The organism is Streptomyces sp. NPDC087270, assembly GCF_044744625.1.
Classification (GTDB): Bacteria; Actinomycetota; Actinomycetes; order Streptomycetales; family Streptomycetaceae; genus Actinacidiphila.
Window position 1 is genome coordinate 1 of the sequence record NZ_JBIUYR010000037.1, and the last position, 25,627, is coordinate 25,627.

General features: G+C 74.0%; 6 protein-coding genes. 3 read left to right on the forward strand and 3 right to left on the reverse strand.

Annotation, left to right across the window (positions count from 1 at the left end):
* The first annotated feature begins 358 nt into the window (after positions 1 to 358).
* The 3 genes from ACIPAE_RS39415 (at position 359) to ACIPAE_RS39425 (ending at position 18,650) form a co-directional block, all read left to right on the forward strand.
* Entirely contained in the window at positions 359 to 16,456 is a 16,098-nt protein-coding gene (locus ACIPAE_RS39415) for an SDR family NAD(P)-dependent oxidoreductase (protein WP_402452236.1), read from the forward strand.
* Positions 16,457 to 16,627: 171 nt separating this feature from the next.
* Positions 16,628 to 16,915, forward strand: a complete 288-nt coding sequence (locus ACIPAE_RS39420; protein ID WP_328463495.1) for a hypothetical protein — start codon at positions 16,628 to 16,630, stop codon at positions 16,913 to 16,915.
* A 211-nt stretch (positions 16,916 to 17,126) separates the two neighbouring features.
* Entirely contained in the window at positions 17,127 to 18,650 is a 1,524-nt protein-coding gene (locus ACIPAE_RS39425; RefSeq protein WP_402452239.1) for a long-chain-fatty-acid--CoA ligase, read from the forward strand.
* A 170-nt stretch (positions 18,651 to 18,820) separates the two neighbouring features.
* Here ACIPAE_RS39425 and ACIPAE_RS39430 read toward each other — a convergent pair whose 3' ends face one another.
* The 3 genes from ACIPAE_RS39430 to ACIPAE_RS39440 all read right to left on the reverse strand — a co-directional run bounded on the left by ACIPAE_RS39430 (position 18,821) and on the right by ACIPAE_RS39440 (position 25,585).
* On the reverse strand, positions 18,821 to 20,152 hold the full coding sequence (locus tag ACIPAE_RS39430) for a S8 family serine peptidase (RefSeq protein ID WP_402452241.1): 1,332 nt from the start codon (positions 20,150 to 20,152) through the stop codon (positions 18,821 to 18,823).
* Positions 20,153 to 20,184: 32 nt separating this feature from the next.
* Positions 20,185 to 22,170: a hypothetical protein gene (locus tag ACIPAE_RS39435; protein ID WP_402452243.1), complete on the reverse strand. Its 1,986-nt coding sequence runs from the start codon at positions 22,168 to 22,170 to the stop codon at positions 20,185 to 20,187.
* A gap of 496 nt (positions 22,171 to 22,666) precedes the next feature.
* Positions 22,667 to 25,585, reverse strand: a complete 2,919-nt coding sequence (locus ACIPAE_RS39440; RefSeq protein WP_402452245.1) for an ATP-binding protein — start codon at positions 25,583 to 25,585, stop codon at positions 22,667 to 22,669.
* Positions 25,586 to 25,627: the final 42 nt, after the last annotated feature.

The window sequence follows — 25,627 nt, forward strand, 5'->3', positions numbered from 1 at the left end:
TGAGGGTGCGGTGCGGGAGTTGGTGGCGGAGGGTGCGGGGTTCTTTGTGGAGATGTCGCCGCATCCGGTGTTGGTTTCTGCGGTGTCGGAGACGGTGGGTGAGGTGGAGGGTGGTGATCGGGTTCGGGTGATCGGGTCGTTGCGGCGTGGTGAGGGTGGTCCGGGTCGGTTCGCGATGTCGCTTGCTGAGGCGCATGTGGCGGGTGTGGGGGTGGATTGGTCCGCGTTCTTTGCTGGGAGTGGCGGTCGGCGGGTTGATCTGCCGGGGTATGCGTTCCAGCGGTCGCGGTATTGGCTGCCGGTGGGGGCCGGGGGCGGGGATCTGGCGGGTGCTGGGTTGGCGCGGTTCGGGCATCCGATGCTGTCGGCCGCGGTGCGGGTCGGCGACCGGGGGGAGTGGGTGTTCACCGGGCGCGTGTCGTTGGACTCGCAGGCATGGGTCCGCGACCACGCAGTGTTCGGCATGGTGATCGTTCCCGGCGTCGCCCTGGTGGAACTGGCACTGGCGGCGGGCGGCCAGGTGGACTGCCCGGTCGTCGAGGAACTGGTGCTCCAGGTTCCGCTGCTGCTGTCCGAGGGCGACGAGCTCGACCTCCAGGTCACGGTGGCCGCGCCCGACGAGGACGGACGCCGTGAACTCGCGATCTACACCGCGCCGAGCGAGAGCAAGGGGCAGGAGAGCGTCCAGCCCACCTGCCACGCCCGCGGCATCCTGACACCCGACACCGGTGTCCCCGCACCCGCGGACTGGGCGCAGACCTGGCCGCCGCAGGACGCCCGCCCCGTCGCCGTCCACGACCTCTACGACCGCCTCGCCGGCCTCGGCTACGACTACGGCCCCTCCTTCAAGGGCCTGCACACCGCCTGGGAGCAGGACGAGTACATCTACGCGGAGGTCGCCCTCCCCGACGACCACATCGCGAGTGCCCGCCAGTACGGCATCCACCCCGGGCTCCTCGACGCCTCGCTGCACGGAGGACTCGGCTGGCTCGACACGGGTGAGGACCACGCCGCCCAACTGCCCTTCTCCTGGTCGGGCGTGCGGCTCGGACTGCCCGGCTCCGGCCGGGTGCGGGTCCGTATCACCTCGACGGCCGACTCCACGCTGCGGGCCGACATCGCCGACGAGCAGGGCGAACTGGTCTTCAGCGCCGAGCAGCTCGCCTTCCGGCCGGTGGACCAGGGGCAACTGGAAGGCGCGCGGCGCCCGGAGGCCGGATCGCTCTACACGGTGGAGTGGAGCCCCGTCGCGCAGGCCGCGGACACGGCCCGGCCGCGGGTGGCCGGCATCGGTGAACCGACCGGTACGGACGAGCACTTCGCGGATCTCGGGGCGCTGGTCGCGGCGGTCGCCGCGGGTGCCGAGGCGCCGGACGCGGTGGTGACGGTGGTGCCGTCCGCCGCGGTGGAACTCGACGGTGCCGCGGTGGACGTCGCGCGGTCGGCACATGCGGCGGCCGAGGCGACGCTGGGTCTGGTGCAGGGGTGGCTGGCCGCGGATGCGTTGTCGGGTGCGCGGTTGGTGCTGGTGACGCGGGGTGCGGTCTCGACCGGTGGGGAGGCGCCGGATGTGGCGGCGGCTGCCGCGTGGGGTCTGGTGCGCAGCGCGCAGTCGGAGCACCCGGGACGGTTCACCCTGGTGGACCTCGACCCGGAGCTGGACCCGCACCTGGAGCCGGCCGGCGGCGACGGAGGGGCGGGGCCGGACTGGACCGCGCTCGCCGCGTACGACGAGCCGCAGGTGGCGGTGCGCGGCGGGCAGGTGCTCGCTCCCCGGCTGACGCGGGCCGTCGTGCCCGCGGCACTGGGGACGGAGCCGCTGCTGGGCGCCGGTGCGGACAGCACGGTGCTGGTGACGGGTGGCACCGGGGGTCTGGGTGCGCTGGTGGCACGGCACTTGGTCACCGTTGGTGGTGCGCGGCATCTGGTGCTGGCGTCGAGGCGGGGTCTGGAGGCGCCGGGCGCGAGCGAACTCGCCGCGGAGTTGGAGGCCGCGGGTTGCCGGGTGCAGGTTGCTGCGTGCGATGTGGCCGACCGGGAGCAACTGACCGCGCTGCTGGGCTCGTTGGAGGTTCCGCTGGCGGGCGTGGTGCACGCGGCCGGTGTCCTGGACGACGGGCTGCTGGAGTCGATGACGCCGGAGCAGCTTGAGCGGGTGATGCGGCCGAAGCTCGAAGCGGCGCTGCTGCTCGACGAGTTGACGGCGGAGCTGGACCTGCGGTCGTTCGTGCTGTTCTCCTCGGTCGCCGCGCTGATCGGAAGCGCGGGACAGGGCAACTACGCTGCGGCGAACGCCGGGTTGGACGCGCTGGCGGCGCGACGGCGGGCACGGAGGCGCCCGGCCGTATCGCTGGCGTGGGGCCTGTGGGCGGCGGAGACCGGCATGACCGGGGAACTGGACGCCGCGCAACTGACCAGGCTGAACCGGCTGGGCGTACAGCCGCTCTCCTCGGAGCTGGGTCTCGAACTGCTGGGCACCGCGCAGCGGGTGGATGCCGCGCTGGTCGCGCCGGTCCAACTGGATCTGGCCGCGCTGCGGGCGCAGGCCCGGGCCGGGACGGCGGTGCCGTTGCTGGCCGGGCTGGTGCGTTCGCCGGGCCGCCCGGCCCGCGCGGGCGGCGGCGGGTCCCTCGCGACCCGGCTGGCCGGGGTGGACCGGGAGCAGTGGGAACAGGTGGCGCTCGATGTGGTGACCGCGCAGGTGGCGGCGGTGCTCGGGCACGCGTCGGCGTCGGCGGTCGACGCGGGACGGGCCTTCAAGGAGCTGGGCTTCGACTCGCTCTCCGCGGTCGAACTGCGCAACCGGCTGGCCCAGGCGACCGGAGTCAAGCTCCCCGCCACCCTGATATTCGACCACCCGAGGCCGACGGCGGTCGCGAAGTTCCTGGTGACGCAGATGTCGGGCGTGAGCCCCGGGAAGGCGGTGGCGGCGCGGGTTCCGGCCCGGCGGCGGGCGGATGCGGACGAGCCGCTGGCGATCGTGGGCATGAGCTGCCGGTATCCGGGTGGCGCGTCGTCGCCCGAGCAGTTGTGGGACCTGGTCGCTGCGGGTCGGGACGCGATATCGGAGCTGCCCGGTGACCGTGGTTGGAACTTGGAGCGGCTGTACGACCCGGACCCCGACCAGGCCGGCACCGTGTACACGCGCGGCGGCGGGTTCCTCGACGAGGCCGGGGACTTCGACGCGGGGTTCTTCGGGATCAGCCCGCGCGAGGCGCTGGCGATGGACCCGCAGCAGCGGTTGCTGCTCGAAGGTGCCTGGGAGGCGCTGGAGGACGCCGGGATCGACCCGGCCTCGCTGCGCGGCAGCGACACCGGCGTCTTCTGCGGCGTCGGCCCCTCCGACTACGTCTCGGGGCTGATGACCGGAGGCGGCGGGCCGGAGCTCGAAGGGTTCCGGATGACCGGCGGAACCACGAGCGTGGTCTCGGGCCGGGTGGCGTACAGCCTGGGCCTGGAAGGTCCCGCGGTCTCCGTGGACACCGCGTGCTCGTCGTCCCTGGTGGCGATGCACCTGGCCGCGCAGGCGCTGCGTTCCGGTGAGTGCTCGATGGCGCTGGCCGGCGGCGTGACGGTCCTGTCCGGGCCGTTCCTGCTGGTGGAGTTCTCCCGGCAGCGCGGCCTGTCACCCGACGGCCGGTGCCGGTCGTACGCGGAGGGCGCCGACGGGACCGGCTTCTCCGACGGCCTCGGCCTGATCGTGCTGGAGCGCCTGTCGGACGCCCGCCGTCTGGGGCACAACGTGCTGGCGGTGCTGCGAGGCACCGCGGTGAACCAGGACGGCGCGTCGAACGGGCTCACGGCGCCGAGCGGCCCGGCCCAGGAACGCGTGATCCGGACCGCGTTGGCCTCGGCGGGCCTGCGCCCTGACCAGGTCGACGCGGTCGAGGGCCACGGCACAGGTACCCGGCTGGGAGACCCGATCGAGGCGCACGCGCTGCTGGCGACCTACGGCCAGCGCCGCGACGCCGGGCAGCCCCTGTGGCTGGGCTCGATCAAGTCGAACATCGGCCACTCCTCGACGGCGGCCGGCGTGGCCGGCGTCATCAAGATGGTGCAGGCGCTGCGGCACGAGCAACTCCCCGCCACCTTGCACGTGGACGCCCCGTCCCCGCACGTGGACTGGGAGTCGGGCGCGGTCAGGCTGCTGACCGAGGCCCGGCCCTGGCCGGCGGGGGAGCGGGTGCGCCGTGCGGGCGTGTCGTCCTTCGGCGTCAGCGGCACCAACGCGCACGTGATCGTGGAAGAGGCCCCGGCGCTCGCCGAGGAGCCCGAGCAGCAGCCCGAGGTGGTGCTGCCCGTGGTGCCGGTGGTGGTGTCGGCGAAGGATGAAGTGGCGTTGCGGGCGCAGGCCGGTCGGTTGCGGGAGCATCTGCTGGCGCGGTCGGAGCTTGGTGTGTTGGACACGGCGTTCTCGGCGGCGACGACGCGGGCGCATCTGGAGCATCGTGCGGCGGTGACTGCTGCTGATCGGGAGTCGTTGCTGGCGGGGCTGGCGGCGCTGTCGCTGGGTGAGCCGGGTGCGGGTGTGGTGCAGGGGCGGGCGGCGTCGGGGAAGACGGCGTTCGTGTTCTCGGGTCAGGGGGCGCAGCGGGCGCGGATGGGGTTGGGGTTGGCGTCGGTGTTCCCGGTGTTCAAGCGGGCGCTGGAGGAGGTGTGTGCGGAGCTTGATCCGTTGTTGGAGCGGCCGTTGTCGGAGGTGTTGGCGGCGGAAGAGGGCTCGGTGGAGGCCGGGTTGTTGAACGCGACGCAGTTCACGCAGGCGGGGTTGTTCGCGGTCGAGGTGGCGTTGTTCCGGTTGGCGGAGTCGCTGGGGATTCGGCCGGACTTCCTGGTCGGTCACTCGGTGGGGGAGATCGCGGCGGCGCATGTGGCCGGGGTGCTGTCCCTGCCGGACGCGAGCGCGTTGGTGGCGGCTCGGGGCAGGTTGATGGGTGCGCTGCCGGCCGGCGGCGGGATGGTGGCGGTGCAGGCTGGTGAGGAGCAGGTGCGGGAGTCGTTGGCCGGGTTCGAGGACCGGTTGTCGATTGCCGCGGTGAACGGTGCCCGGGCGGTCGTGGTGTCCGGTGAGCAGGAGGCGCTGGAGGAGTGGCTGCGGCTTCCGGTGTGGGAGGGGGTGAAGACGACCCGGTTGCGGGTGTCTCATGCGTTCCACTCGGCGTTGATGGAGCCGATGTTGGCGGAGTTCGCGGAGGTGGCGGGCCGTTTGCGGTTTGCTGAGCCGGTCATTCCGGTGGTGTCGAACCTGACGGGTGCGGTGACGGTGCCGGGTGAGTTGGCGGACCCGTCGTATTGGGTGCGGCATGCGCGGGAGGCGGTGCGCTTCGCTGATGGGATCACCGCGTTGGCCGGGCTCGGGGTGACGCGGTTCCTGGAGTTGGGGCCGGATGGATCGTTGACCGCGCTGGCCCGTCAGGTTTTGGAGGAGGTGGACGGCGAGGCGGTGCTGGTGCCCGCGTTGCGGGCTCGTCAGGGTGAGCCGGAGGCGTTCGCCGGGTTCCTCGGCCAGGCCCACGCGGCCGGGGTCGTGGTCGACTGGGCCGCGTACTACGCCGGCACCGGTGCCAGGGCCGTATCCCTGCCGACGTACGCCTTCCAGCACGAGCGCTACTGGCTGTCCTCGCTCACCGGGGCGGGCGACCCCGCCGTATCCGGGCTGGGCAGGCTCGACCACCCGCTGCTCACCGCCGCGGTCCCGGTCGGCGACCAGGGCCAGTGGCTCTTCGCCGGGCGGCTGTCGCAGGAGGTCCAGCCGTGGAGCGCGGACCACGCCGTCCTCGGCGCGGTCATCGCACCGGGCGCGGCACTGGTGGAACTCGCCCTGGCGGCCGGCCGGCAGGTGGGCTGCCCGGTGGTGGACGAACTCGTCCTCCAGGTCCCGCTGCCGGTGCCCGTCCACGAGGCGGTGCCGTTGCAGGTCATGGTCGGCGAACCGGGCCTCGACGGCCGCCGCGACGTGGCGATCTACACCCGGTCGCGTGCCGCCGAGCAGGACGGCCCGGCCCCGGCGGACGACGTGATGACCTGCCACGCACGAGGTGTGCTGGCCGAGGAGACCGGCCTGCTCGCGCTGGCGTTCCCGGCCGAGTGGCCGCCGCCGGGCGCCGAACCGGTCCCGGTCGAGGGACTGTACGAGCGGCTGGCCGACGCCGAGTACGAGTACGGCCCCGCGTTCCAGGCGCTGCGGGCGGCCTGGCGCGACGGTCAGGACGTCTACGCCGAGATCGCCCTCCCCGAGGAAGCCGGGTCCGCGCGGGAGTTCGGGATTCACCCGGCCCTGCTCGACGCCGCGCTGCACGGCGGGCTGCTCGACCGGGACGGGACGTCGGCGGTGGAGCTGCCGTTCTCCTGGTCCGGCGTCCGGCTGGACCAGCGCGGGGTGTCGCGGGCGCGGGTCCGGATCACCCCGGCCGGACGGTCCGCGAGCCGGATCGACATCGCCGACGAGAACGGCGGGCTGATCGCCTGCGTACGGGAACTCGCCTCCCGGCCGGTGGACCAGGCGCAGTTGGCGGGTGCCGCGCGGGCGGCCGACGGCTCGCTGTTCACGATGGAGTGGGCCGAGGTCGCGGGCGCGGACGGCGCTGCCCCGGCGAGCGTCGCGGTGCTCGGTGAGGTCGCGGTGCCGGGTGCGCAGGAGGGTACGGCGGCCGGCGAGCGTTTCGCGGACCTCGACGCCCTGGTCGGCGCGGTCGCGGCCGGTGCGACGGTGCCGGACGCGGTGCTGACGGTGGTGCCGTCCGGCACGGTGCCCGAAGGCGGCGCGGCGGACGACGGCGCGGTGGACGTGGCGCGTTCGGTACGTGCGGTGGCGGCGCGGACGCTGGAGCTGGTGCAGGGGTGGCTGGCCGCGGATGCGTTGTCGGGTGCGCGGTTGGTGCTGGTGACGCGGGGTGCGGTCTCGACCGGTGGGGAGGCGCCGGATGTGGCGGCGGCTGCCGCGTGGGGTCTGGTGCGCAGCGCGCAGTCCGAGCACCCGGGACGGTTCGCCCTGGTGGACCTCGACCCGGCCGGCGACACCGGCGACACCGCCAACAGCTCTGACAACGCGGGCAGCGGTGCCGGCGAAGGAACGGCGCCGGACTGGGCCGCGCTCGCCGGTCTGGGAGACGCGCAGGTCGCGGTGCGCGGCGGGCGGGTGCTGGCACCCCGGCTGGCCCGGGCGACCGCGTCGGCGGCGCCCACCGAAGGGCCGTGGCTGCTGCAAGCGGTCACCAAGGGATCGCTGGAGGGCCTGGCGCTCGTCCCCTCCGACACCGACCGCCTGCTGGCCGCGGGCGAGGTCCGGATCGCGGTGCGGGCCGCGGGACTCAACTTCCGCGACGTGCTCATCACGCTCGGCCTCTACCCCGGCGACGCCACGCTCGGCAGCGAAGCCGCCGGGACCGTCCTCGAGACCGGCCCCGGAGTCACGGACCTCGCGCCCGGCGACCGGGTGATGGGTCTGACCGCCGACACCTTCGGACCTGTCGTGATCGCGGATCGGCGGATGGTCGCGCCGATCCCCGAGGGCTGGTCGTACGAGCAGGCCGCCGCGGTGCCGGTGGTCTACCTGACCGCCTACTACGGACTGGTGCACCTGGCCGGACTCGAAGCCGGGGAACGCGTCCTGGTGCATTCCGCGGCGGGCGGCGTCGGGATGGCGGCGGTGCAGATCGCCGCGCATCTGGGTGCGGAGGTCTATGCGACGGCGAGTCCGGCGAAGTGGGATGCCGTACGGGCGTTGGGTGTGCCGAGCGAGCGGATCGCGTCGTCGCGTGACCTGGAGTTCGCGGAGGTGTTCGCGCGCGTCACGGGCGGTGCGGGTGTGGATGTGGTGCTGGACGCGCTGGCGGGTGAGTTCGTTGACGCCTCGCTCGGGTTGCTGCCGCGGGGTGGGCGGTTCCTGGAGATGGGGAAGGCGGACGTTCGCGACCCGCAGGCGGTGGCTGAGGCTCATCCGGGTGTGGAGTACCGGGCGTTCGACCTTTTCGAGGTGAGTCCTGAGCGGCTGGGGCAGATGCTCGGTGAGATTCTGGAGATGCTCGACGGGGGCGTGTTGTCCCATGCGCCCATCCGTACCTGGGATATCCGCCGGTATGCGGAGGCGTTCCGGTTCCTGCGGGAGGGGCGTAACACCGGCAAGGTGGTGTTCACGGTTCCGCAGCCGGCGGACCCGGGTCACGCGGTGCTGGTGACGGGTGGGACCGGGGGTCTGGGTGCGCTGGTGGCACGGCACTTGGTCACCGTTGGTGGGGCGCGGCATCTGGTGCTGGCGTCGAGGCGGGGTCTGGAGACGCCGGGTGCGAGCGAACTCGCCGCGGAGTTGGAAGCGGCCGGGTGCCACGTTCGGGTTGCCGCGTGTGATGTGGCCGACCGGGAGCAACTGACCTCTCTCCTCGGATCGTTGGAGGTTCCGCTGGCGGGCGTGGTGCACGCGGCCGGCGTCCTGGACGACGGGCTGCTGGAGTCGATGACGCCGGAGCAGCTTGAGCGGGTGATGCGGCCGAAGCTGGACGCGGCTCTGCTGCTCGACGAGTTGACGGCCGGCACCGATCTCCAGTCGTTCGTGCTGTTCTCCTCGGTCGCCGCGTTGATCGGGAGTGCGGGGCAGGGCAACTACGCTGCGGCGAATGCCGGGTTGGACGCGTTGGCGGCGTGGCGGCGGGCGCAGGGTCGTCCGGCGGTGTCGCTGGCGTGGGGTCTGTGGGCGGCGGAGACCGGCATGACCGGGGAGCTGGACGCCGCGCAACTGACCAGGCTCAGCCGGATGGGTGTGCAGCCCATGGCGGCCGAGTTCGGCCTCGAACTGCTCGACGCGGCACAGCGGGTGGACGCCGCGCTGGTCGCCCCGGTCCAAGTGGACCTGGCCGCGTTGCGGGCGCAGGCTCGGGCCGGGACGGCGGTGCCGTTGCTGGCCGGGCTGGTGCGTTCGCCGGGCCGCCCGGCCCGCGCGGGCGGCGGCGGTGGGTCGCTGGCGACCCGGCTCGCGGGAGTCGAGCGCGAGCAGTGGGAGCAGGTGGCCCTTGACCTGGTGACGGCGCAGGTGGCGGCGGTGCTCGGGCACGCGTCGGCGTCGGCGGTCGACGCGGAGCGCGCGTTCAAGGAGCTGGGCTTCGACTCGCTGGCCGCGGTCGAGCTGCGCAACCGGCTGGCCCAGGCGACCGGACTCAAGTTGCCCGCGACCTTGGTGTTCGACCATCCGACCTCGGCGGCGGTGGCGCGGTTCCTGGTGACCCAGGTGCCCGGCGCCGAATCCGGTGCCGTCGCCGCCCCTGCCGTACGGGTTCCGGCCCGGCGGCGGGCGGATGCGGACGAGCCGCTGGCGATCGTGGGCATGAGCTGCCGCTACCCGGGCGGCGCTGCATCGCCCGAGCAGTTGTGGGACCTGGTCGCTGCGGGTCGGGACGCGATATCGGAGCTGCCCGGTGACCGTGGCTGGGACCTGGAGCGGCTGTACGACCCGGACCCCGACCAGGCCGGCACCGTGTACACGCGCGGCGGCGGATATCTCGACGGGGCCGGGGACTTCGATGCCGGGTTCTTCGGGATCAGCCCGCGCGAGGCGCTGGCGATGGACCCGCAGCAGCGGTTGCTGCTCGAAGGTGCCTGGGAGGCGCTGGAGGACGCCGGAATCGACCCGGCCTCGCTGCGCGGCAGCGACACCGGCGTGTTCTGCGGCGCGGTCGCGTCGGAGTACGCCGGTGGAGCGACGCCGGACCTGGAGGGATTCCGGCTGACCGGGACCACGACGAGCGTGGTCTCGGGACGGCTGAGCTACACCTTCGGGCTCCAGGGCCCCGCGGTCTCCGTGGACACCGCGTGCTCGTCGTCGCTGGTGGCGATGCACCTGGCCGCGCAGGCACTGCGCAACGGCGAGTGCTCGATGGCGCTGGCCGGCGGCGTGACCGTGATGTCGGGGCCGTTCCTGCTGGTGGAGTTCTCCCGGCAGCGCGGGCTCTCGCCCGACGGCCGGTGCAAGTCGTACGCGGAAGGCGCTGACGGCACCGGCTTCTCCGACGGTGTCGGCCTGGTCGTGATGGAGCGCCTGTCGGACGCGCAGCGCCTGGGACACAACGTGCTGGCCGTGATCCGGGGCAGCGCGGTGAACCAGGACGGCGCGTCCAACGGGCTTACGGCGCCGAGCGGCCCGGCCCAGGAGCGGGTGATCCGGGCGGCGTTGGCCGCGGCCGGGCTCGGCCCCTCCGACGTCGACGCGGTGGAAGGCCACGGGACCGGTACCCGGCTCGGTGACCCGATCGAAGCTCAGGCGCTGCTGGCGACATACGGGCAGGACCGCCCGGACGAGCAGCCGCTGTGGCTGGGCTCGGTCAAGTCGAACATCGGCCACTCCTCGGCTGCTTCCGGGGTGGCCGGGGTGATCAAGATGGTGCAGGCGCTGCGGCACCGGCAACTTCCCGCCACCCTGCACGCCGACGAGCCCAGCCGGCACGTGGACTGGGAGTCCGGTGCGGTCAAGCTGCTGACCGACGCCCGGCCCTGGACCGACCTCGGCCGGCCTCGCCGCGCGGGCGTGTCGTCCTTCGGCGTCTCGGGCACGAATGCCCACCTGATCCTGGAGGAGGCGCCCGCGCAGAGCGACAGCGAGCCGGAATCGGGCGCGGGTACGGGCACTGGCACTGGCACGGGTACGGGCTCGCGGGCGTCCGCTCAGGCGGAACGGGAAGTCCGGCCCGTGGTGCCGGTGTTGGTCTCGGCGAAGGATGAAGTGGCGTTGCGGGCGCAGGCCGGTCGGTTGCGGGAGCACCTGCTGGCGCAGCCGGACCTGGGTGTGCTGGACACGGCGTTCTCGGCGGCGACGACGCGGGCGCATCTGGAGCATCGTGCCGCGGTGACTGCTGCTGATCGGGAGTCGTTGCTGGCGGGGCTGGCGGCGCTCTCTGTCGGTGAACCGGGTGCGGGCACCGTTCAAGGACGCGCGGCGTCGGGGAAGACGGCGTTCGTGTTCTCGGGTCAGGGGGCGCAGCGGGCCCGGATGGGCTTGGGGTTGGCGTCGGTGTTCCCGGTATTCAAGCGGGCGCTGGACGAGGTGTGCGCGGAGCTTGACCCGCTGTTGGAGCGGCCGTTGTCGCAGGTGCTGGCGGCGGAAGAGGGCTCGGCGGAGGCCGGGTTGTTGAACGCGACGCAGTTCACGCAGGCGGGGTTGTTCGCGGTCGAGGTGGCGTTGTTCCGGTTGGCGGAGTCGCTCGGCATGAGGCCGGACTTCCTGGTCGGGCATTCGGTGGGCGAGATCGCGGCGGCGCATGTGGCCGGGGTGCTGTCCCTGCCGGACGCGAGCGCGCTGGCGGCGGCTCGGGGCAGGTTGATGGGTGCGCTGCCGGCCGGCGGAGCGATGGTGGCGGTGCAGGCCGATGAAGAGCAAGTGCGCGCTTCCTTGGCCGGGTTCGAGGACCGGTTGTCGGTCGCGGCGATCAACGGACCGCGTGCGGTGGTCGTCTCGGGTGAGCAGGAGGCGCTGGAGGAGTGGCTGCGGCTTCCGGTGTGGGAGGGCGTGAAGACGACCCGGTTGCGGGTGTCTCATGCGTTCCACTCGGCGTTGATGGAGCCGATGTTGGCGGAGTTCGCGGAGGTGGCGGGCGGGTTGCGGTTCGCTGAGCCGGTCATTCCGGTGGTGTCGAACCTGACGGGTGCGGTGACGGTGCCGGGTGAGTTGGCGGACCCGTCGTATTGGGTGCGGCATGCGCGGGAGGCGGTCCGCTTCGCTGACGGGATCAGCGCGTTGGCCGGGCTCGGGGTGACGCGGTTCCTGGAGTTGGGGCCGGATGGATCGTTGACCGCGTTGGCCCGTCAGGTTTTGGAGGAGGTGGATGGCGAGGCGGTGCTGGTGCCCGCGTTGCGGGCTCGTCAGGGTGAGCCGGAGGCGTTCGCCGGGTTCCTCGGCCAGGCCCATGCGGCCGGGGTCGTGGTCGACTGGGCCGCGTACTACGCCGGCACCGGTGCCAGGACCGTATCCCTGCCGACGTACGCCTTCCAGCACGAGCGCTACTGGCTGTTGCCCCGTGCCGCGGCAGGCGACGCGGCCGCGGCCGGGCAGGCGCGGCTGGACCACCCGCTGCTGGTCGCCGCCGTTCAGGTCGGCGACCGTGACGAGTGGCTGCTGACCGGGCGCCTGTCCCTGGAGACCCAGCCCTGGCTCGCCGACCACGCCGTGCTCGGCACGGTCCTCGTGCCCGGCGCCGCCCTGACCGAACTGGCGCTGGCCGCCGGACGGCAGGTCGACGCCCCCGTGGTCGAGGAGCTGATCCTCCAGGCACCGCTGCCCCTGCCCGTCGGCGAGGCCGTCGACCTACAGGTCACCGTGGCGGAACCCGACGAGAACGGCCACCGTGCCCTCGCCGTCTACACCCGCCCGCAAGGCAGCGGACACGGCGAGCGCCCCGAGGCGACCTGCCACGCCCGTGGCAAGCTCGGCTCGGAGGTCGAGGCTCCCGCGGTGCCGTTCCCCGCGTACTGGCCGCCGGAGGGCGCCGTCGCGGTGCCCGTCGAGGGGCTGTACGAGCGGCTGGCGGCGGCCGGTTACGAGTACGGGCCGGTCTTCCAGGGGCTGCGGGCGGCCTGGCGCGACGGCGAGGAGATCTACGCCGAGGTGGTCCTGCCGGACGAGCAGGCCGGCTCCGCCCAGGGGTTCGGCATCCACCCGGCACTGCTGGACGCCGCGCTGCACGGCGGGCTGCTCGACCACGACGTGAGCGCGGCCGTGGAGCTGCCGTTCTCCTGGTCCGGCGTCCACCTGGACCAGCACGGCGTGTCGCGGGCGCGGGTCCGGATCACCCCGGCCGGGCCGTCCACGACCCGGATCGACATCGCCGACGAGAACGGGCAACCCCTCGCCTGCGTACGGGAGTTCACCTCCCGTCCGATCGATCCCGCGCAGCTGGCGGGAGCGGGGCGGCCGGGTGACGGATCGCTGTTCACCGTCGACTGGATACCGGTCACGGCCGGTGCCGCCGCGGCCCGGGTCGCGATCCTCGGCGAGCAGGCGGGAGCCGGGGAGCGGTACGCGGACCTGGGTGCGCTCGAAGCGGCCCTGGCCGCGGGCGCTGCGGTGCCCGAGGCGGTCGTGACCTCGGTCGGGAGTTCGGTCGGGACCACGGCACCGGCCGGCGACGAGGCCGGCGCCGCGCGTGCCGCCACGGCGGACGCGCTGGCGCTGATACGGCGATGGCTGGACAGCGAACGGCTGGCCGGCACACGGCTCGTGGTGGTGACCCGCGGCGGCGTCGGCGTGGGCAACGAGGCTCCCGACCTCGGCCAGGCTCCGGTGTGGGGCCTGGTGCGCAGCGCGCAGTCCGAGCACCCGGGACGGTTCGCCCTGGTGGACCTCGACCCGGCCGGCGACACCGTTGACGGCGGTGCCGGCGAGGGAACGGGCCCGGACTGGGCCGCGCTCGCCGCGCTCGACGAACCGCAGGTCGCGGTGCGCGAGGGGCGGGTGACGGCGCCGCGGCTGGCGCGGTCGACCGGCTCCGCGGTGCCCGCCGAGGGGCCGTGGTCGCTGGCGTCGGTCGCGAAGGGATCGCTGGAGGGCCTGGCGCTCGTCCCGTCCGGTGCCGACCGCCCGCTGGCGGCGGGCGAGGTCCGGGTCGCGGTACGGGCCGCGGGGCTCAACTTCCGCGACGTGCTGATCGCGTTGGGCCTGTACCCGGGAGACGCGCCGCTCGGCAGTGAGGCGGCGGGCATCGTCCTGGAGACCGGCTCCGCGGTCACGGACCTGGCGCCCGGTGACCGCGTGATGGGCCTGATCCCCGAGGGATTCGGCACGGCGGCGATCGCGGATCGGCGGATGGTCGCGCCGATCCCCGCGGGCTGGTCGTACGAGCAGGCGGCCGCGGTGCCGGTGGTCTACCTGACGGCGTACTACGGGCTCGTGGAACTGGCCGGACTGACGGCCGGGGAGCGGGTGCTGGTGCACGCCGCGGCGGGCGGCGTCGGGATGGCCGCGGTGCAACTCGCCACGCGGCTGGGCGCGGAGGTCTACGCGACCGCCAGCCCCGCCAAGTGGGACGCCGTACGTGCCCTGGGTGTGCCGGCCGAGCGGATCGCGTCGTCGCGGGACCTGGAGTTCGCGGACACGTTCGCGCGCGTCACCGACGGCGCGGGGGTGGACGTGGTCCTCAACGCGCTGGCCGGCGAGTTCATCGACGCCTCCCTCGGGTTGCTGCCGCGCGGCGGACGGTTCCTGGAGATGGGCAAGGCCGACGTCCGCGACCCGCGGGCGGTGGCCGAGGCCCATCCGGACGTGCGGTACCGGGCGTTCGACGCGTTCGAGGCCGGACCGGAACACATCCAGGAGATGCTGACCGCGGTGCTGGACCTGTTCGACCGGGGCGTGCTGTCCCACGCGCCGGTGCGGACCTGGGACGTGAGGGACGGGCAGGAGGCGTTCCGGTTCCTGCGGGAGGGCCGCAACACCGGCAAGGTGGTGCTCACCGTGCCCGGGCCGCTCGACGTGGACGGCACGGTGCTGGTGACTGGTGGCACCGGGGGCCTGGGCGCGCTGGTCGCGCGGCACCTGGCCACCGCGGGCGGGGTCCGGCACCTGGTGCTGGTGTCCAGGCGGGGCCCGGCCGCGCCGGGGGCCGACGCGCTCGCCGCGGAGCTGGAAGCGACCGGCTGCCGGGTTCGGGTCGCGGCGTGCGACGTGACGGACCGCGAGCAACTGGCCGCTCTGCTGGGCTCGTTGGAGGTGCCGCTGACCGCGGTGGTGCACGCGGCCGGCGTCCTGGACGACGGCGTGGTGACGTCGCTGACGGCGGAGCAGGTGGACCGGGTGATGCGGCCCAAGGTCGACGCGGCCCTGCTGCTCGACGAGTTGACCGCGGAGCTGGACCTGCGGTCGTTCGTGCTGTTCTCCTCCGCCGCCGGGCTGATCGGCAGCCCGGGACAGGGCAACTACGCGGCCGCCAACGCCGTCCTGGACGCGCTCGCCGCCCGGCGGCGCGCGCAGGGCCGCCCGGCCGTGTCGCTGGCCTGGGGCCTGTGGGCCGAGGAGACCGGGATGGCCGGCGGCCTCGACGAGGCGGCGCTGGCCCGGCTGGCCCGCCAAGGCGTCCAGCCCATGCCCGCCGCACTGGGCCTGGAACTGTTCGACCAGGGCAGCCGGCACGACCGGGCCCTGGTGGTCCCGGCCCGGTTCGACACGGTCGCGCTGCGCGCCCAGGCCGGCGGCGGCCTGCTGCCGCCGCTGCTGGCCGGCCTGGTCAGCGCCCCGGCCCGCCGCACCCCGGCGACCGGCGGGGCGCTCACCCGGCGGCTGACCGCCGTGCCCGAGAGCGAACGCGCACAGGTCGCCCTCGAACTGGTCCGCACGCACGTCGCCGCGGTGCTCGGCCACCCCTCGCCCGAAGCGGTCGACCCGGACCGCGGGTTCCGGGACCTCGGCTTCGACTCGCTGGCCGCGGTCGAGCTGCGCAACCGGCTCACCCAGGCCACCGGCCTGCGCCTGCCCACCACGCTGGTCTTCGACCACCCCGAACCCGCCGCCGTCGCCCGGCTCCTGCTCAGCGAGGCCGCGACCGAGGCCGCGGCCGAGTCGGCCGCCGGGGCCGGCACGGGTGGTTCGGGCGGAGCGCGCTCGGCGGCCGGGAACGCCGCCCGTGCCTCGTCCGGGGGCCAGGCCGGCAACGGCACGTTCAGCGCGCTGATGCACCACGCCCACACGACGCAGTCCATCGCCGAAGCGCTGCCGCTGCTCACCGCGGCATCGAGGTTCCGACCCACCTTCGCGTCGTCCGGGCTGCCGGACGGCGGCGGGCACGTGGTCCGGCTCGCCTCGGGCAGCGGCCTGCCGAAGCTGGTGTGCGTGCCGTCCTTCATGCCCGGCTCCGGCCCGCACCAGTTCATGCGGTTCGCCGACCGGTTCGAGGGGACGCGGGACGTCTTCGCCTGCACCCTGCCGGGATTCCAGGGCACGGACTCGGCGCCGGGCTCCTGGCACGCCGCGATCGCGGCCCTGGTCGCAGCGGTCCGCCGGGCGGTCGGCGACGACCCCTTCGTCCTGGTCGGCTACTCGATCGGAGGCGTCATGGCGCACTCGATCGCCGCCCGCCTGGAGGAGGAGGACGCCGGTCCGGTCGGCGTCGTCATGCTCGACACCCCCACGCCGACGGACGAGAAGGAGATCCTCGGTGTCTTCTCCCTGGTGATGACGGAGATCCTCGACCGCGAGCAGGAGGCCGCCGTGATCGACGACGCCAGCTGGCTCGCCATGGGCAGCTACGTACGGCTGCTGGGCGAGCGCGGCCCGGAGGAGATCAGCGCCCCGAGCCTGCTGATCCGCGCGGGCCGGCCGCTGGGCGAGCACGCCGACGTCTCCGACTGGCCCGCGTGGGACGTCTGCGACGACCAGGTGGAGATCGCCGCCGACCACTTCTCCCTGATCGAGGCGTCGTCCGCGGCGACCGCGGAAGCGACCGAGAAGTGGCTCACGGCGGACCGGTCGGCGGAGGAAGACTGACCGGCCGGAAGACCGGCCGGCCGGAGGGAGATGACAGCAGGAGGGCAGCAGCAGGGAAGCGGCCGGGCAGACCGTCCGGTACGAGCAGCAAGCAGCAAGCAGCAAGCAGCGAGCAACGACCAGCGAGTAACGAGCAGCGATCAGCGATCAGCGATCAGCAGGAGGAATGACATGACGGTCGACGGCACCTGGGCGATCACGTATCAGGGTCCTACCGGTGACAAGCAGGCCGACCTGGTGCTCAGCACCGACGGCACGACCATGACCGGGACCTTCGACGGCACCCCGATCGACGACGGCGAGATCCACGGCACGGAGTTCAGCTACACCGCCAAACTCACCTCCCCGGCCAAGATCAAGGTCAAGACCACCGGGACCGTGGACGGCGACACCATGAGCGGCAAGGTCAAGGCGGCGTTCATGACGTTCAAGTTCTCCGGGAAGCGCAAGGCGGAGTAACGACTTGGTGCGAGCGCGGCAGGCGCCTGATGCGAGGAGCGGGCTCACCGGGTCGTCGCGTCAGGCCGCTCCTCGCACCAGGGTGCCCGCCGCTGCCCGGCGGCCATCACACGGCGGTTCCGACCTCTCCCTCGGCTCCCTCGGCTCCCTCGACGGCGGCCGGAGACCGGAACCCGCGAGCCACCGAGAACGACGTCACGAAGGGCAACCCATGTACCTCACCCAATCGTTGCACCGAGCCGTGCGGCAGTCGCCCGACATACCGTTCACCGCGTACCGCGCGCGCACGTACACGGCCCGGGAGACCTACGACGCGGTCAGCCGTATCGCGGGCGGGCTGATCGGGCTCGGTGTGCGCAAGGACGACCGGGTGGGCCTGCTGTCGCTGAACACCGACCGGTTCTGCCAGGCCGCGCTCGCCACCGCGTGGGCGGACGCGGCCATCGTCCCGCTCAACACCCGGTGGAGCGTGGCGGAGCACGCGTACGCGCTGGACGACGCCGACGTGTCCGTCCTGTTCCTCGACGACGCGTTCCTGCCGATGGCGTCGGCCCTGCGGGAGCGGACCCCGGGCCTGCGCACGATCGTGCACTGCGGTGACCAGCCCACGCCCGAGGGCCTGGTGCCGCTGGCCGAACTGCTGGCCGCCGAACCGGTCGAGGACGTGCACCGGCAGGGCGACGCGATGGCCGGCGTCTTCTACACCGGCGGCACCACCGGCGTGTCGAAGGGCGTCATGCTGGGGCACCGCCAGCTCTTCGTCACCGCCCTGGGCACCCTGCTGCACACCCGCCTCCCGCGCGGCGGCACGTCCATCCTGGCCGCGCCGGCCTTCCACCTGGCCGGGTTCGCCTTCTGGATCGTCGGCATGATGGCGGACATGACGACGGTGCCGGTCGCCATGTTCGACCCGGCCGGGGTGCTGCGCACCATCGAGGAGCACCGCGCCAAGCAGACCCTGCTGGTGCCGGCGATGATCGACGCGATCGTCAGCCACCCCGACGCGGGTTCCTACGACCTGAGCAGCCTGGAACTGCTGGCCTACGGGGCGTCCCCGATCTCCGAGACGCTGCTGACCCGCGCCCGCGCGGCCTTCCCGTCCGCGCAGTTCCTCCAGGTGTACGGCATGACCGAACTGTCCCCGTCCACCACGCTGCTGCTGGACGAGGACCACGACGACCCGGTGCTGCGCCGGTCGGTCGGCCGGGCCGCCCCGTACGCCAGGGTGCGGATCGTGGACGAGAAGGGCACGGAGGTGCCGCCCGGCACGATCGGCGAGATCGTCGCCGCCGGGGACCACGTCATGCTGGGGTACTGGAAGAAGCCGGCCGAGACCCAGGAGGCGGTCCGGGACGGCTGGATGCACACCGGTGACGTCGGCTACATGGACGAACGCGGCTACGTGTACATCGTCGACCGCCTCAAGGACATGATCGTCAGCGGCGGCGAGAACGTGTACTCGACCGAGGTCGAGAACGTGGTCGCGAAGCATCCGGCGGTCGCCCAGGTCGCGGTGATCGGCCTGCCCGACGCCAAGTGGGGCGAGCGGGTGCACGCCATGGTCGTCCTGGTGCCCGGCGCCACGCTCACGGCGGAGGAACTTCAGGCGTTCTGCAAGCAGGAGATCGCCGGCTACAAGTGCCCGCGCAGCGTGGAGAGCGTGGCGCAGTTCCCGATGTCGGCGGCAGGGAAGGTCCTCAAGCGGGAACTGCGCGCCGCTTCCGGAGCAGCGTGACGCGGTGACGCGGTGACGCGGTGACGCCGTGACGTCGTGACGCCGTGACGCCGTGACGGGCCCCGGGCGCGAGCACGAGGACGGGCACGACCCGGCCCCGGCCACGGACTTCGTGGCCGGGGCCGGGTGCGTCCGGAGCCCTCACCTCCGGCGCCGGCCCGCGCCGGGTCTCAGGACCGCAGCGACGCCAGGCCGTCGGGCGAGCCGACGCCGGTCGGGGCGTCGTAGCCCGGGAGGGACGTGCACAGGTAGCTGGTGGTGGGGCACTCGTGGCCGCTGCCGGGGATGCTGACGTTCCGTCCGCCGGCGACGTCGTTCAGCCGCCCGGGGTGCGCGTACAGGCCCGAGGCGTCGTCGACCGTCGCCGTGGCACCGGCCATCACGTACATGGCCGCGACGAGCGGGGTGGCCGCGCTGGTGCCGCCGGCGTGCAGCCAGCCGCCAGGCAGCTGGTCGCCGGGGTCCGGGGTGCTGTCGTAGATCGCCAGCCCGGTGTACGGGTCGGCGACGGCGGAGATGTCGGCGACGGTCCGGCCCGGGCAGGCGGTGTCGTGCTGCCAGGCCGGCTTGTCGACGTGGGCCGAGCAGGCCGCGCCGGCCCCCGACTGGGCCTGGCCCGGTCCCCACGCGGTCTCGGTCCAGCCCCGAGCGGTGTCACTGCGGTTCAGCGAGGTGCCGCCGACCGCGATGACCGAGGTGAGGTCCGCCGGGTAGGGCGCGTCCAGTTGGTAGCCGGAGTCGCCCGAGGCGGCGAGGATCGGCACGCCGGGGTGGACGTAGGAGGAGGCGCCGACGGGCGTGCCGTCCTTCGCGGCGGCCAGGTTGTCCCAGGAGTCGGTCTCCGTCGCGCTGTAGCTGTTGGAGACCGCGTCGGCGCCCAGCCGCACCGCCGTGTCGACGCCGTCGCCGAGGTAGCTGCCGCCGGGAATGTCGGCCTCGACCAGCAGGATGTGGCAGTCGGGGCAGGCCGCGGAGACGGCCTCCACGTCCAGGCTGATCTCCACCGCCCAACTGGCGTTGACCGCGGGCAGCGGGGCGGCGTCGCCCCGCTGGTTGACCTTGCGGAAGCAGCCGTTGGCCGTGGTGCAGGCCGGCAGCCCGTAGGTGGCGCGGTAGACGGCGAGGTCGGCCTCGACCGTGGGCGCGTCGTAGGCGTCGACGACGGCCACGGTGCGGCCCTTGCCGGCGTGCGCCGCCACGTCGGAGCCGATGGCGTACGCGGACTGGATGTCGGCCGGGCCGTAGCCCGAGGGCAGCGTGGCGTCCTTGGCGCTGAACGACCGCGCCCCCGCGGCCGACGGGTCCGGCATGACCTCGGCCTGGCAGGCGAGTTGGCCGGGCGGCGGGGCGGAACAGACGGACACCGGGGTGGTGGCGGCCGCGGAGGTGGCGGCGCTGTCGTCGCCGAAGGAGGACGGCGAGACGACCGCGAGCAGGCCGAGGACGGTCGCGGCGACCGCGACCGAGCCGGCCAGCGGCCGGAAGAGGCGTGATTTCGTCACAGTGGGCTCCTGGGAAGCGGGAGTGGTCACGGTCACCGCACCTGGTAGGCGCGCGGCAGGACCTGGTCGATGCGGTTGCCCTGGCCGTCCCATGCGGAGAGCTTGAAGGACACGGTGCCGCCGGAAGCGGAAGCGGGGACGGTGTAGGCGGCCCGGTAGGCGCCGTGGGCACCGGTGACGTGCAGGCCCTGCCAGGTCGTGCCGCCGTCGTACGACACCTGGAGGGTGGCGCCGGTCACCGGCGCGCTGGAGGAGTACTGCTCACGCGTCACGTCGAGGGCGACGCTGTGCCGGCCGGTGGCGAGCCGGTGCTGGAGGTCCGCGTCGGTGGAGGTGGACGCGAACAGCAGGGGCAGCGCGGCGCAGGGGCCGGTCAGTCCGGTGCAGGGCACCCGGGACGGCAGGGCCCGGCCCTTGCCCGGGTCCGCGGTGAAGGTCCACGTCGTGTCGGTGCTGGGCGACAGGTCGCCGTGGACGCGTGTGGTCTGCTGCCGCAGCCGGTAGGTGGCCCGGCCGGCCGGGACATCGACGGCGGTCCCGAACAGGCTGCCGGTGCCGGTGGCCTGGACCGTGCCGTTCCGGGTCAGGGTGATGGTGCCGGAGTCGTCGAAGCCCACGCCCATGGTGCCGGGTGTGCTGTCGCCGTCCTCGCCGATGCCGAAGACCATGGTGTCCGCGTTCGCGCACGCGCCGCAGTAGACGGCGCTGCTGCCGGTGTCGACCTGCACGCCCGGCCGCGGGGCGTCGGCCTCCCACGTCACGGAGGTGTGGGAACCGGCACGGGGGACGGTGTCCTTGCCGGTGAGCAGGAGGCTGGTCTGCTCGTCCTGCACCTGGGTGCGCCAGTCGAGGCCGGCGGACGTGCTCACGTAGTCGGTGAGGGTGGTGCCGGGCGTGACGTAGTCGAACCCGGTGGCGCTGCGCACTCCGGCGGTGGCGGCCCATACGGGTGTCACGTTCTGGACCAGCAGGTCGGTTCCGGTCGGCCCGGTGGGCGCGGAGAAGGTCTGGGTGACCGTGGACAGCGACTTCGGGTCGATCGTGGTCGGGTACGAACTCGGCAGGTGGTCGTAGGAGTCGGCGACGTGGTACACGTACGGCCGCGGTGCGTCGGCGGGCCCTTCGAGATCGGCCGTGGCCACCGCCGCGAACCGGCCGTGTTTCACCGGCGCGGTGGTGTTGACCGTGACGCCGAGCGGGTCGGAGCCCAGGCTGAGGAACTGGAGGACCAGGCTGTCGGCGTCGCCGTCCGGCGTGCCGTCACCGCGGTAGAGGGCGAACTCGCTGTCGGCGAGCGTGGTCGGGCGAGGCGTGGACGGCGCCTTGATCTCGTGGGTCGAGGTGCGGGCGTCCAGGGTGATGCTGGTCCCGTCGCCGATCGTCACCTCGGGCGCGATGGTGACGTGCCTGTCCTGCACGTACACGGCTTCGTAGCGGCCGGTGGGCACGCTGACCTTCAACGTGCCCCGGTAGGCGGCGAAGAACGTGTTCGTGTCGGCGGTCCGGTCGGCGCTGACGAGGAGGAGCGTACCGCCGTTGGTGGGCTTGCCGTCCGTGTCGATCAGGTGCGCGGTGAGCCGGCCCATGGTGTACGAGCCGTGGCGGGCCGACGACGGCTGAGCGGTCGGCGGCGCGAACGCGTCGGCTCCGCAGGCGCGTTGGGCGAGCGCGGTGGTGTCGTACCCGGCCAGGCCCTTCGTCGCGGACCGGGCGGTGGCGCTTGCCGGCATGAGGTACTGGTGGCCTCCGCTGCGGAAGGAGAGCACCGTCTGCCCGGTGGCGGCGGCCGGGTCGGTGAGCCGGGCGCCGTCGGGGGTGACGGTCGCCTTGAGGCCGCCGGGCAGCGTCACCTGGCAACTCGCCGAGGCGGCCCGGGCGGCGGAGGTCCGGACGAAGGAGGCCGGAGGTGTTCCCTCGGCGTGGGAGGCGGGCACGACGAACAGGCCGCAGGCCGCGGCGAGTCCGAGGGCCGCCACTCTGCTCGTGCGGTGCCCGGTCAGGCGTATGGGTCGTTTCAACGCGGGGGTCGCCTTTCGGTGTTCGGGATCTCGGGTCGCCCGGTCACAGGGGTTCGTAGCCCCCGAAGGGGTCGTCGTCCGAGTCCGCTGGGGGCGGGGGTGGTGCGGTTGCGGTCTGCTCCTCCTCGGACGGTGTCGCGCCGTCCGAGGGGTGTGGTCCGGCCGGGTGCCCGTCGTGCGGGACGTCCTCACCAGAGCGGCTCACAGGGGTGTTCTCCGTCGGTTGTTGCGGGAGGGGCGGTGCGCGCCAGGTGAGTATCGCGACGGCGGTGACCGCCGCACGATGCGTCAAGTGACCTAAAGTTCCGCCGCGTTGCCCCCGCGCGTCACTCTCGCGACGCCCTGCGGTACGTCAGGGGGCGGCAGGGGAGTGCGGCCCGCCCGGAGCCGCGCCCGCGAGGCGCCCGCGGCCGTCCACCGTGAGGTGCTCCAGGCGCCGTCTACCGGGCGGTGATCCGGGCGGGGCAGGACGGGCGCTCCGGCCGGGCGGCGGGGCTCACCCGGAGGCCCCCGCGGGGGAGACGCCGGCCTGGAGCGCGGCGACCGCCAGGGCGGTACGGGACTTCACCTGGTACTTGCGCATCGCCGAGTTGAGCTGCGCCGCGACCGTCCGCGGCGAACGCGACAGCGACCTGGCGATGTCCGGGGTGGACAGCCCGGTCAGCATCAGCCGCACCACCTCCAGCTCCCGCGGCGAGAGCCGGTCGCCGTAGCCGCGCCGGCCGCCGCGGGCCGGCTGCCGGTCCCGGGCGGCCACCCGTCGGGCGTCGCGCTCGGCGCCCAGGGCCCGCAGCCCGGCCTCGACGCCGGCGAGCAGGTCGGCCGCCTCGCCGTCACGGCCCGCCGCGGCCAGCGCGACGGCCCGCCGCTCCCGGGCGAGCAGCGCCGCGTGGGGCCGCGGCAGCCGGTCCCACGCGGCGGCGACCGCCTCCCAGTGCGCGGCCGCCCGGTCGGCGGGTTCGCCCGCTTCGGCGAGCCACGCCCGGCACGCCGCCAGCGACGCCTCGGCGGTGAGCGACGTGCTGCCGCGCAGCCCTCGGGCGTACCGGGTGACGAGTTCGCCGGCCTCGTCGGCGCGGCCGGCAGCGAGAACGGCCTGGACCCGGACCGGGGCGATCTCGGTGGCCCACAGCCAGACCCCCTTGCGGGTGACGACCCGCATGCCTTCGTCGGTGAGGGCGAGGCTGTCGGCGACGCGGCCCTCGGCGAGCCGCAGCGCCGCGAGAGCGGCCGCGGGCTCCAGCGCCATGTCGACGATGCCGCGGCGCGTCACCTCGGTCAGGACGTGCTCGAACCGCTCGCCCGCCGCGGCGAGTTCACCGGCCTCGGTGGCGGCGGCCGAGGCGAGCAGCGCGGTGATCAGCAGGCCGTCGAGGGCGATCAGCGGTTCCTCCTCGATGGCGGCGAGCGCGGCGGCGCGTTCGGCCAGGCCCGGCCAGCGGCCGGTGTACCAGTCGAGGTGGGCCGAGGTCACCTGGGCCATGTCCCGCATCCGCAGGTACCCGCCCTTCGCGCCCGCCGCCGCGGCCCGGTCCAGCCGGCGCCGCGCCTCCGGGTAGAACCCCCAACGCACCGCCGCGTCACCGATGTTGAGGTCGGCCCTGATGACGCTCAGCTCGTCGTCCGGGCGGGCCGCGATCTGGGGGAGCCCGGCGGCGACGTCCCATCCGTCGGGATCGCCCATCTGCAACAGGGCGGTCACCCGGTCGACGCGGAAGGTCAGCCGGCGGTCCGCGGGGACCCGGACCTCGACCAGCTCGACCGACTTGTCGAGCCAGCGCCGGTGGGCGGCGACCGGCCAGTCCGCGCCGGCCGGGCGGCTGAGTGAACTCATCGCCGTGGCGGCCTCGTAGGGATGGTCGTCGAGGTCGGCGATGGCGCGCTCCAGTTCGGCCACGCCGGCGGAGTACTGCCCGGTCTGCATCAGCATTCGGCCCAACTGGGCCCGCACCTGGCCGCGTTCGGACCGGGACAGCGCACCGCCGTCGAGCAGGGTGCCCAGCACGCCGAGCAGTTCGGTGCTGCCGAGGTAGCCGGAGAAGGCGAAGACGGGGAACTTCCGGCACAGCCGCGCGACATCTCCGGCCGGCAGGTCGCCGGCCGACAGCAGCGCGTGCAGGGCCGTGACGGCGGCGGGCTGGTCGCCCGAGGCGAGGGCGAGGTCGGCGGCGCGCTCGGTGTAGAGCCGCCAGGCGCCGGTGTCGCCCGCTTCCCCGAAGTGCCGTGGCAGCCGGGCGATCGGGACCGGGGACAGGGTCTCCAGGGCCCGGCCGGCGCGCAGGTGCAGGGCCCGGCGCTCGCCGCCGGGTATGTCGTCGTAGACCGCGCGGGCGGCCAGCAGATGGCGGAAGTGGACGCGTCCGGTGGGGTCCTCGACCAGCGCCCTGGCCCGGACCGCCGCGGCCAGGGCGGTACGGGCGCGGGCGTCCGGCAGCCCCGACACGGTGACCAGCACTGCCGGCTGCACGGGTTCGGCGAGGACGGCGGCGGCGCGCAGCACCTGGCGGTCGTCGGGGGCGAGCCGGGCGGCACGCTCCAGGACGGCGTCGCGGATCGTCGGCGGGACCTCGATCCGGGTGAGGGTCCTGCGCCGCCACTCGCCGCCGCGCCGGATCAGGTCGGCGCGGTCGCCCAGCAGGCGCACGGACTCCTCCAGGGCGAGCAGGAGCCCCGAGGTGTGCGTGTGCAGGAACAGCGCGAACGCGTCGGAGACGTGCTCGTCGTGCAGCATCGAGGACACGAACTGCCCGGTCTGGGCGACGCTGAGCGGGGTGAGCACGATCCGGGTGTGGACCGTGCCGGGCGCGCGTTTGGCGGCCAGGCGCAGCAGTGGGGAGCCGGCCGGTACGTCCTCCGGGCGGTAGGTCAGCACCAGGCTGATCCGTTCCGCGGCGGGCCGGGCGGCGAGGAACAGCAGGAAGTCCAGGGTGGCCGCGTCGGCCCAGTGGGCGTCCTCCACGACCAGTACGGCGGTGCCGCACCCGGCGAGGAGTTCGCGCAGGGCGCGGAAGAGGCGGTGCCGGGCGGCCCCGGCGTCGTCGAGCGGCTCGGGCGCGGGCGGCAGCACGTCGGCCCACTCCGGGAAGAGCGGGCGCAGCGCCCCCGCCAGGGCGGACAGGCCCATCGCGGCCACCCCGGTGCGGGTCTGGCGCACCGCGTCCACGACCGGGGCGAGCGTGAGCGTCTCCCGGAACGGCGGGCAGGTCGCGATGAGCGCTCCGTCGAGCGCGGGGGTCGCCAGCACCTCCTGGAGCAGCCGGGTCTTGCCGATCCCCGCCTCGCCCTCGATGAAGACGGTCGCGGGGGTGCCGGCGGTCAGCCCGCTCACGGCCCGGCCGAGTTCCGCCGACCGCCCGACCATCCGGGGCCCGCGGATCGCGGGCAGGTCGTCGAGCGCCACCGGTTGCTCTGCCAAGGTCTTGCCCTCCCTCACGGACCGCCACCCCCGCGCCGGACG

Bases quoted from the DNA above. Each gene is read 5' to 3' on its own strand.
- ACIPAE_RS39415 (WP_402452236.1), top strand. From the start codon at position 359: ATGCTGTCGGCCGCGGTGCGGGTCGGCGACCGGGGGGAGTGGGTGTTC.
- ACIPAE_RS39420 (WP_328463495.1), top strand. From the start codon at position 16,628: ATGACGGTCGACGGCACCTGGGCGATCACGTATCAGGGTCCTACCGGT.
- ACIPAE_RS39425 (WP_402452239.1), top strand. From the start codon at position 17,127: ATGTACCTCACCCAATCGTTGCACCGAGCCGTGCGGCAGTCGCCCGAC.